This window comes from Cereibacter johrii (assembly GCF_001720585.1).
GTDB lineage: Bacteria > Pseudomonadota > Alphaproteobacteria > Rhodobacterales > Rhodobacteraceae > Cereibacter_A > Cereibacter_A johrii.
This window is the reverse complement of the sequence record NZ_MABH01000001.1, coordinates 1-9378: the sequence shown is the minus strand read 5'-3', so window position 1 is coordinate 9378 and position 9378 is coordinate 1. Positions and strand designations below refer to the sequence as shown.

Genomic DNA, 9378 nt, shown 5'->3' with positions numbered 1-9378 from the left:
GGCGGGCGGCCTCGGCCTGCCGCTCCGGCGGGCCCGCGTCACGCTCATTCTTCTTGGGGGGCTCGCCACCGGCGCGGCCACCGTGCTCGTGGGCCCGCTCAGCTTCGTGGGCCTCATGGCGCCGCACATGGCGCGCCGCGCAGGTCTGGCCCGCCCCGCCCATCACGTCACCGGCGCGGCGCTGATCGGCGCCCTGCTCATGCTCCTGGCCGATTTCGGCGCGCGCGTGGCGGGCTTTCCCTACGAGCTTCCCCTCGGCCTCTTCGCCTCGCTCATCGGGGCGCCGTGGCTTCTGTGGTTACTGATGCGAGCCAACCGATGACCCTTTTCTCGATCCGCGATCTCTCCGTCGATGTGCCCGGCCGGCGGCTGCTCGAAGGGATCAGCCTCGATCTGCCGCAGGGTCGGGTCACGGGCCTGATCGGACACAACGGCTCGGGCAAGTCGACCCTGCTGAAGGTGCTGGCGCGCCAGATCGAGGCCCAAGGCGCCGTCGCCTTCGAGGGCCGCGCGCTGGCGGGCTGGAACGCCCGCGATTATGCCCGCCGCCTCGCCTTCCTGCCCCAGACCACGCCCCCGGCCGAGGGGATGCTGGTGCGCGAGCTGGTGGAGCTCGGCCGCTATCCCTGGCACGGCGCGCTCGGCCGGTTCGGACCGCAGGACGAGACCGTCGTCGCGCGGGCGATGGCCGAATGCGGCGTGGCGCGCTTTGCCGAGCGACTGGTCGACACGCTTTCGGGCGGCGAGCGCCAGCGGGTGTGGCTGGCGATGATGGTGGCGCAGCAGGCCTCGACGCTCCTTCTGGACGAGCCCATTTCGGCGCTCGACATCGCCCATGCCGTCGAGGTGATGCGCCTTGTGCGGACCATGTGCCACGAGGAGGGGCGCAGCGTGGTCGTGGTGCTGCACGAGGTGAACATGGCCGCACAGTTCTGCGATCACATCGTCGCGCTGAAGCGGGGGCAGGTCGTGCTCGAGGGCCCGCCCGACGAGCTGATGAAGGCCGAGCGGCTTCAGCAGATCTATTCGGTGAGGATGGAAGTCCTGCACCGGGCCGACGGGCAGAGGGTGGCCGTGCCGGCCTAGGCGATGCCGATCCCGTGGTGGCACGCCCAGCCTGCCGTCGGCCCGGATCGGGTCCGGGCCCACGGCAGGCGCGTTCAGAACCGGTAGGCCAGCCCCAGAACCGGGCCGCGCATCGTCACGTCATAGAGGAAGTCGCCGTTCCGGTAGTCGGTTGCGAGCACCCGGTAGCCCATCCTGAGCGACATCCGCTCGTTCCAGCTGTAGTCGACGGTGCCCAGAAGCTGCCACGTCTCGTCCGACCCGACACCGCTGAAGCCGTAATCGGCATAGGCCGTGGCGGTCCATCCGGGCGCAAGCCGCACCTGGACGCGGGCGGCCGCGACCGGATCGACCCAGTCCTGATCCTGCGATCGCGTGCGATAGCCGAGCGCGTCGGAGGAGGTCGAGATCTTGTTGTCCATGTGCCAGTAGCGCAGGCCCGCCCCCAGATCGACACGCATGTCCGGCGTGGCATGCAACCGGTAGAGGGCGGTCGTCTGCAGGGTCAGGGACCGCTGGCGCAGTTCCACGTCGCTGGCCAGGGGCCCCTGAAGCGTCCCGCCCGGCCGCACCTGGGTGAACATCATGTCACCGAGAAGCGTCACGGGCCCGGTCCGGTATTCGGCGACCCCCATCAGCCCGCCCTCGAAATCCTCCAGCACGTCGCCGAAAGACAGGTCGATGTCGGCGGGAGGCAGATTTTCGAAGGTCGAGGCCTGACCGCTCAGCCCGCTGGCGAAGAGATAGCCGCTGAGCACCAGCCGGGGCTGGTCCTCGTCCATCGCTTGCGCGCCGGCCGCGCCAGCCGCGCAGGACAGGACAAGGAGGCACGCCGCCGACCGAAGGAACCGGGACAGGGTCATCAGTCCTCTCCCTGCGCCATGGCGTTCAGGAGGTCGCCCGGAGCGGCGGTGGCGAGCGGCGCGGAAAGCGTGGTGTGAAGCGCATTGGCGTAGAACAGCGGCGGCGCCATGCTGCGGGCGAGATCGATCACGCGGGCCTGCATCCGGGCCAACTGGTCCGGCTCCTTCCCCGACAGATCCGTGCTTTCCGACGGATCGGCCTCGAGGTCGAAGAGCTCGACCTTCGGCGGCAGGATCGGCTGCCAGTAGAGTTTCCACTTCCCGTCGCGCAGCGCGCCCTGCGTCGGCTCGATGTTGTAGACGACCTCCTCGCGCGGCGAGGCCTGGCCTGTGGCGATCGCCTGCCAGACATCCATCCCGTCGAGCTGCCCGGCATGGGCGATCTCCGCCTGCGCGAGCCCCGCCAGCGTGGGCAGCATGTCGACGACATGCATCATGCCGTGCGTCTCGCCCGCCGGGATGCGCCCGGGCCAGTTGGCCAGCGCGACGACGCGGGTGCCGCCCTCGTAGAGCGTGCCCTTGCCTTCGCGCAGCGGGTCGTTGCGCGGCGGCAGTTCGCCCGCGACGGCGCCTTCCCCCGCGAACATCTTCGAGCGCGTGCCGCCGTTGTCGCTGTGGAAGATGACCAGCGTGTCCTCGCGCATGCCGCGCCGCTCCAGCGCCTGCAGCACCAGCCCCACCTGATCGTCCATGCAGGAGATCATCGCGGCATAGGCCTTGCGCCCCTCATCCGCGATGTCCGGATAGAGGTCCTTGTACTTGTCCGGCGCCTGATAGGGCGTATGCGGCGCGGTGAAGGACAGGTACATGTAGAGCGGCGTCGCGGGATCGTGCTCCTCGATCAGCCGGATCGCATCGGCGCCGAACAGCTCGGTGTCATAGCCCGGTTCCTTGACCATCTCGTTGTCGCGGTACCAGTCGGTGATGCCATGGGCCTCGTGCTTGAAATGGTCGATCTCGCCGACAAGGGGACCGTAGAAATAGTCGAAGCCCCGCTGGCGCGGCCAGTATTTCTGGTCGGCATGGCCCAGGTGCCACTTGCCCACCAGCGCGGTCCGGTAGCCGGCCTCCTTCAGCACCTGCGGCAGCAGGACTTCGGCGGTGTCGAGCCCGTATCGGCCGCCCGAGGGGATGACACCCGTCTGAAGGCCGTAGCGCATCGGATAGCGGCCGGTCATCAGCGCGGCGCGCGTGGGGGTGCAGAGCGGCTGGGTGTAGAACTGCATCAGCCGCGAGCCCTCGGCCGCCAGCCGGTCCACGTTGGGCGTCTTCACGTCCGAGCCGTGGAACCCCACATCCGCATAGCCGAGATCGTCGACCAGGATATAGAGGATGTGCGGCCGGGCCACCTCCTGCGCGCGCGCCGGCTGAGCGAGAATGGACAGGCCCGCGATGGCCGCGAGGAACCCCGCGGAGCCTGCAAGCACATCGCGGCGGTTGGGGTGACCGGAAAGGTCGAGGGTCGTATCGGTGGGGAAGCGTTCGGTCTGGGTCATCTGATCCTCACGGGGAAACGGGTCGCAGGACACAGCGGAAACCGATATGTCCCGAAGCGGAGTCGGGCGTCTGGCCCTGCCGGGCGGCGGGCCGGTAGCGTCGGCAGTAGTTCGGCGCACAGAGATGGGAGCCGCCCTTGAGCACCTTGCGCGCCTCGGCGGCGGGGCTGGCCCCCGCCTCCGGACGGACGGCCGTGCAGCAGCCCGGGGCGGAGCGTCCGCCATGGTCGGCGCGGAACCAGTCCGAGGTCCATTCCCAGACGTTTCCGATCATGTCGTGCAGGCCGTAGCCGTTGGGCGGAAAGGCCCGGACGGGCGAGGTGCCCTCGAATCCGTCCTCGGCCAGATTCTCGACGGGAAACTGCCCCTGCCAGATGTTGGCGCGGTGACGGCCCTCGGGGACAAGCACGTCCCCCCATGCGAATTCCGCCCGGTCGAGCCCGCCGCGGGCCGCATATTCCCATTCCGCCTCGGTCGGCAGATCCTTTCCCGCCCACCGCGCATAGGCCAGCGCATCCTCGTGACAGACATGCACGACCGGATGATCGAGGCGCCCCGCGACGTCGCTGCCGGGGCCTTCCGGATGGCGCCAGCAGGCCCCGGGCCGGTAGCCCCACCAGCGCGTCCAGTCTCCGGGATCTTCCAGAGACGCGGGCCGGCGGAACACCAGCGAGCCCGGAACCAGAAGCGCGGGATCCGCGTCCGGATAATCCGCGGCGGCGGGAACACGTTCGGCGACCGTGACATAGCCCGTCGCCGACACGAACCGCGCGTAATCGGCATTCGTGACCGGGCAGGCGTCGATCCAGAAGCCCTCGACGGAGGCCAGATGGACCGGAGCCTCCTCGGGATAGTGGCTGTCCGATCCCATGTAGAAGACGGCGCCGGGCAGCCAGATCATGTCCCGGCTCGTCGGCGGCGCCTCGGCCGGCCCCGACGAGCCGGAGGATCCGCATGAACAATGTCCGGCCAATCTCGACTCCTCCGATGCGCCCTGTCGGCATGCCTTCACCGATGCAGCGAAGAGGTCTCCGCTGCCTGCTCTGGCGGCCTGTCCGTCGATGATGCCCGCAGCGACCCTCGTGTCCTCCAGGTCGCCGCTCCTTGTCCTTCCAGCTAGGAAAATCGCGCGCTTCGCTCAATTGCCATTTGGCGCCACAGATCCCGCCGAGGGGCCCGTCAGGTCCGCTCCGACCCCAGCGCCGCGCGGTAGCGCGACGGCGCCATCCCCTGCCAGCGTCCGAAGGCGCGGGTGAAGTGCGCCTGGTGAGTGTAGCCGAGGCGCGCCGAGATCTCGTGCAGGGGCTGGCCCTGCGCGATCAGCTGAAGCGCCCGTTCGCGGCGCCAGTCATCGACCATCGCCTCGAACGAACTGTCCATGCCGGCCAGACGCCGTTGCAGGCTGCGCGGCGCGATCCCCAGCGTCCGCGCGCTGTCCACAAGACTGAGCCGCCCGGACATGGCGGCCACACCGAAGATCAACTGCAGGCTCTTGCGCAGCGCCGCATCGTCGGCCAGCACCGCGGCATCGCGGCCCACCGGATCGACACGGTCCGGGGACCGGAGGTCGGGCGTCAGGGTCTGGTTCGGCCAGTCCAGCCAGAAGGAATCGAACGAGATCAGCGTCTCCCGCCCCGGACGGAAACTTACGGCGCAGCGCAGCTTTTCCTCATACTGGCGCATGGGGGCATGCTGACGGTGGGGCAGCACCAGATAGACCGGGAGATCGGGCTGGCCGGTGATCGCACGCAGCGCCTTGACGAAGAAGGCCGCAATCCCCTCGGTCAGGACCGCGGCCTGTTCGGGATCGCCGTTGACGAAGGCGTGGCGCCAGTGGGCGTGCGACCCCGAGACCTGAAGCCCCACCCGGACGCCCGCCTGAAGGTTCGGCAGATGGCGGATGTGGGCCTCGATACATTCGCGCAGGGTCCGGCCACCGAGGAGGGCCTCGCCCGACGGGCCGAGCCGGCTCGGCCGTGCGGCATCCGCCAGATCCACGCCCAGCGTCGCCTCTCCGGCCTGCCGGGCCATCAGGCGGAGCAGCGCGACCACCTGAGCGCGCAGCACGATCTGAGTCCGATCGGTCAGGTCTGCCAGATCCAGCCCGACGCCCGCCAGAAGGGGCGCGAGCACCAGATTCCGGCTTTCGGCGACATCGGGAACCATGTGGATGATGGACAGCCGGATCGGATGCTTGTCGTACATCGAGATCTCCAAGCGATAACAACCGCATCATGCACTCTTGCAGCCGTCGCGGGCCGGCACGGGTTACCTTGGCACAGCGTCGGAGCGGACGATGCTCAATTCGAGAACGGCCGGCCCCTGCGTCAATCTAGGCCGATCGACCCGCGCAAGGCCATCCTCGGGATCTTCCGCATCGGTCCTGGCGCGAAATGGCAATTCGGCTTGCGCCGACGTGGCTGTATCCAGAGGTCGGATCTCCCGGGAGGGCAGGCTGTGGAACCACGCGGCACGCGATACCGGCGGTCAGGGTTGGCCGCGCTGACCGCTCTGGCCTTTCTGGCCGCCTGCGCCGAGGAGGTCAGGCTGAAGCCGCTTCCACCGGGAACCCCGGCCCAGTCCGTCCAGACGCTGCTGGTCGCCAGCGCCCGCCGACCCGGCACACCCGAGACAGGCTATTCCGCGCAGCGCGCAGGCCGCCCCGGCTTCGCCCGCTTCCAGATATCGGTTCCGCACGCGCGTGCGCCGGGCAGCGTGACCTTTCCCAGGGGAGACCGGGCCGATCCGTCGCGCGACTTCCTGATCGTCTCGTCCGAGACCCTGACGGACGAGGCGGCCTTCGTCCGCGCGCTGGATGCCGCTGCGGCGCGCCAGCCGCCGGACCGGCGCGGCGGCATGCTCTTCACCCATGGCTACAACACCAGCTTTCCCGAGGGCCTCTACCGGCATGCGCAGATGCAGCAGGACTTCAGCGGGCGTCAGATCGCGGTCAACTTCGCCTGGCCATCCGTCGGCCGCGCCCGGAGCTACCTGACGGATCGAGAGTCCGCGCTCTATTCCCGCGACGCGCTCGAGACCACGATCCGCGCGATGGGGCGGTCGAAGCTGACGGGTTTCAACCTGATCGCGCATTCCATGGGCTGCTTCCTGATGATGGAGACCCTGCGGGGGATCGCGATGGGCAGCAGCCCCGGCGTTCTGGACAAGGTCGATGCCCTGGTGCTGATCTCGCCCGACATCGACATCGACGTCTTCCGAAAGGAGGTCGAGCCGGTGCTCCGCCGGCGCGTCCCGGTCTATGTCGTGGTGTCGGAGCAGGACAGGGCGCTGGGCTTTTCGGCGCGGTTGCGCGGCGGCATGAAGCGGCTCGGGTCGGTCCGGAGCGAGGCCGATCTGAACGGGCTGGACGTCGAGGTCATCAACCTGTCCCGGATCGAGGGCGGCGATGCTCTGGGCCATCTCAAGGTCGGCACATCGCCGGCCCTGATCGCCTTCCTGGCCGGATTGAAGCGGTCCGGGACGGACATCTTCACCAGCCGGCGGGGGACCGGGCTGATCGGGAGCAGCGTGCAGCTGGTGCAGGAGGGCGCGAAGGTGATCCTGCAACTGCCCTGAGCGCGCGTGCCGTCGCGAGTGGCATGTTTCCTGCGGGCCTGAAGGCGAAGATGGACGGGGCGGAGAGGGAGCGGGCCGATCCGGAAGCGCGGCTCGCGGAGATCCCGGACCCGGAGCCGGTGGCGATCCACCCGGGGCTGTCCGGGATTTGCGCCCGGAGGATCACGCACCTTGTGGCGGCGCTGAACGACGCGAAGACGAAGCTTGAGGCGGCGGCGTTGCTGCGCGGGCTGATCGGGGAGTTTGTGCTTGTCGCGGGATGCGTCGTGCTTGCGGGCATGTTCGGCACCGGGCCTTCACCGGCCAGGCTGTCATCATCAGTCAGCCGCGCCCGGGCACGTGACCGAGCTTTTCGGGGAACCGGGGGCGCTTTTGCCGTTGTGCCGCAAGGGGCTGGGGACAACGACAAAAGCCCGCAGCGAAGCTACGGGCTTGGTTGTATGAACTGGTTGCGGGGGCAGGATTTGAACCTGCGGCCTTCAGGTTATGAGCCTGACGAGCTACCGGGCTGCTCCACCCCGCGTCGGTTTTGATTTGATCGTTTTGAGGGATATTCGTTTCTTTTCAGGTCTGGCGGCGACCTACTCTCCCACGTCTTGAGACGCAGTACCATTGGCGCGACGGCACTTAACTGCCGAGTTCGGGATGGGATCGGGTGTTTTGCTCGTGCTATGGCCACCAGACCGGAGAAGAAACGACAACATCAGGCTTTTGCTTGTTCCGGGTCTATTGCTTTCTGATCTGGGGTAGAGCTTTGGCTTATTGAGCCTTGCTGTTACCGGGTCAGATCAAGCCTATCGGGCAATTAGTACCAGTCAGCTGAACGCATTGCTGCGCTTACACCTCTGGCCTATCGACGTGGTGGTCTTCCACGGCCCTCAAGGGAGACCTTGTTTTGAAGGGGGCTTCCCGCTTAGATGCCTTCAGCGGTTATCCTGTCCGATCATAGCTACCCAGCACTGCCGTTGGCACGACAACTGGTCCACCAGTGGATCGTTCACCCCGGTCCTCTCGTACTAGGGGCAACTCTTCTCAAGTCTCCTACACCCACGGCAGATAGGGACCGAACTGTCTCACGACGTTCTAAACCCAGCTCACGTACCTCTTTAAATGGCGAACAGCCATACCCTTGGGACCTGCTCCAGCCCCAGGATGAGATGAGCCGACATCGAGGTGCCAAACGATGCCGTCGATATGGACTCTTGGGCATCATCAGCCTGTTATCCCCAGAGTACCTTTTATCCGTTGAGCGATGGCCCTTCCACTCGGGACCACCGGATCACTATGGCCGACTTTCGTCTCTGCTCGACTTGTCAGTCTTGCAGTCAGGCGGGCTTCTGCCATTGCACTCGACGACCGATTTCCGACCGGTCTGAGCCCACCATCGCGCGCCTCCGTTACTGTTTGGGAGGCGACCGCCCCAGTCAAACTACCCACCACGCAGGGTCCCGGACCCGGATAACGGGCCGCGGTTAGACATCAAGATGGCGAAGGGTGGTATCTCAAGGTTGGCTCCACGGGAACTGGCGTCCCCGCTTCGATGCCTACCACCTATCCTGCACATCACAATCCTGATGCCAGTGCGAAGCTATAGTAAAGGTTCATGGGGTCTTTCCGTCTAACCGCGGGAAGTGTGCATCTTGACACACAGTTCAATTTCGCTGAGTCCACATCAGAGACAGCGGGGAGATCGTTACGCCATTCGTGCAGGTCGGAACTTACCCGACAAGGAATTTCGCTACCTTAGGACCGTTATAGTTACGGCCGCCGTTTACTGGGGCTTCAATTCGGAGCTTGCACTCCTCCTTTTAACCTTCCAGCACCGGGCAGGCGTCAGACTGTATACGTCGCCTTGCGGCTTCGCACAGCCCTGTGTTTTAAGTAAACAGTCGCCACCCCCTGGTTTGTGCCCCCCGCCCATAGTTGCCTACAGACGGGGCCTCCTTCTCGCGAACTTACGGAGGCATTTTGCCGAGTTCCTTTGATGTGGTTCTCTCAAGCGCCTTGGTATTCTCTACCAGTCCACCTGTGTCGGTTTGGGGTACGGTCTGATGGAGGGCTATTTCCAGGGACCGCTCAGCAGCCCGGTCAATCCGATAAGACCGAACTACACCTGCGATCCGTCACATCCTCCTGGCCCAGGAATATTAACCTGGTTCCCATCGACTACGCCTTTCGGCCTCGCCTTAGGGGCCGGCTTACCCTGCTCAGATTAGCTTTAAGCAGGAACCCTTGGACTTTCGGCGACAGGGTCTCTCACCCTGTTTGTCGCTACTCATGTCAACATTCTCGCTTCCGATCTCTCCACCGGATGCCTTACGGCCCGGCTTCACAGAAAGCTCCTTGTCTCCGCATCCGAGGGATGAAGAGACATGGAG

The 9378-nt window shown here is 66.4% G+C and carries 7 protein-coding genes, 1 tRNA gene and 2 rRNA genes; 3 read left to right on the top strand and 7 right to left on the bottom strand.

All coding sequences use genetic code 11. From position 1 onward, the window contains the following. The coding region (locus A9O63_RS00050; RefSeq protein ID WP_141703011.1) for an iron chelate uptake ABC transporter family permease subunit at positions 1-322 on the top strand (322 nt) is incomplete at its 5' end. Further along, complete coding sequence (locus tag A9O63_RS00045) at positions 319-1086, top strand: ABC transporter ATP-binding protein (RefSeq protein WP_069330088.1); 768 nt, start codon at positions 319-321, stop codon at positions 1084-1086. The genes A9O63_RS00050 and A9O63_RS00045, both read left to right, overlap by 4 nt. A 74-nt stretch (positions 1087-1160) precedes the next feature. Here the strand turns inward: A9O63_RS00045 and A9O63_RS00040 are convergent, their stop codons facing one another. From A9O63_RS00040 to A9O63_RS23230, 4 genes are all read right to left on the bottom strand, one after another. Then, positions 1161-1928 carry a porin family protein gene (locus A9O63_RS00040; RefSeq protein ID WP_235836903.1) on the bottom strand — a complete coding sequence of 256 codons (768 nt, stop codon included), beginning with the start codon at positions 1926-1928 and terminating at the stop codon, positions 1161-1163. Continuing rightward, positions 1928-3424 (bottom strand): arylsulfatase B, encoded by a 1497-nt coding sequence (locus tag A9O63_RS00035; RefSeq protein WP_069330087.1) that lies wholly within the window; start codon positions 3422-3424, stop codon positions 1928-1930. The genes A9O63_RS00040 and A9O63_RS00035 overlap by 1 nt, the downstream gene beginning before the upstream one ends. Positions 3425-3431: 7 nt before the next feature. Then, positions 3432-4325 carry a formylglycine-generating enzyme family protein gene (locus tag A9O63_RS00030; RefSeq protein ID WP_069330086.1) on the bottom strand — a complete coding sequence of 298 codons (894 nt, stop codon included), beginning with the start codon at positions 4323-4325 and terminating at the stop codon, positions 3432-3434. A gap of 278 nt (positions 4326-4603) precedes the next feature. Continuing rightward, on the bottom strand, positions 4604-5629 hold the full coding sequence (locus tag A9O63_RS23230; RefSeq protein WP_235836902.1) for an AraC family transcriptional regulator: 1026 nt from the start codon (positions 5627-5629) through the stop codon (positions 4604-4606). 288 nt (positions 5630-5917) lie between these two features. Between A9O63_RS23230 and A9O63_RS00015 the strand changes: the two genes are divergently transcribed. Continuing rightward, positions 5918-7000, top strand: a complete 1083-nt coding sequence (locus A9O63_RS00015) for an alpha/beta hydrolase (protein ID WP_235836901.1) — start codon at positions 5918-5920, stop codon at positions 6998-7000. Between the two features lie 446 nt (positions 7001-7446). Here the strand turns inward: A9O63_RS00015 and A9O63_RS00010 are convergent. From A9O63_RS00010 to A9O63_RS23145, 3 genes are all read right to left on the bottom strand, one after another. Further along, a tRNA-Met gene (locus A9O63_RS00010) sits at positions 7447-7523 on the bottom strand. 45 nt (positions 7524-7568) lie between these two features. Then, positions 7569-7683: ribosomal RNA gene (gene rrf, locus A9O63_RS00005) — 5S ribosomal RNA — on the bottom strand. Positions 7684-7784: 101 nt separating this feature from the next. After that, positions 7785-9378, bottom strand: a 23S ribosomal RNA gene (locus A9O63_RS23145); the annotation flags it as partial.

Bases quoted from the DNA above. Each gene is read 5' to 3' on its own strand.
- A9O63_RS00045 (WP_069330088.1), top strand. From the start codon at position 319: ATGACCCTTTTCTCGATCCGCGATCTCTCCGTCGATGTGCCCGGCCGG.
- A9O63_RS00040 (WP_235836903.1), bottom strand. From the start codon at position 1,928: ATGACCCTGTCCCGGTTCCTTCGGTCGGCGGCGTGCCTCCTTGTCCTG.
- A9O63_RS00035 (WP_069330087.1), bottom strand. From the start codon at position 3,424: ATGACCCAGACCGAACGCTTCCCCACCGATACGACCCTCGACCTTTCC.
- A9O63_RS00030 (WP_069330086.1), bottom strand. From the start codon at position 4,325: ATGATCTGGCTGCCCGGCGCCGTCTTCTACATGGGATCGGACAGCCAC.
- A9O63_RS23230 (WP_235836902.1), bottom strand. From the start codon at position 5,629: ATGTACGACAAGCATCCGATCCGGCTGTCCATCATCCACATGGTTCCC.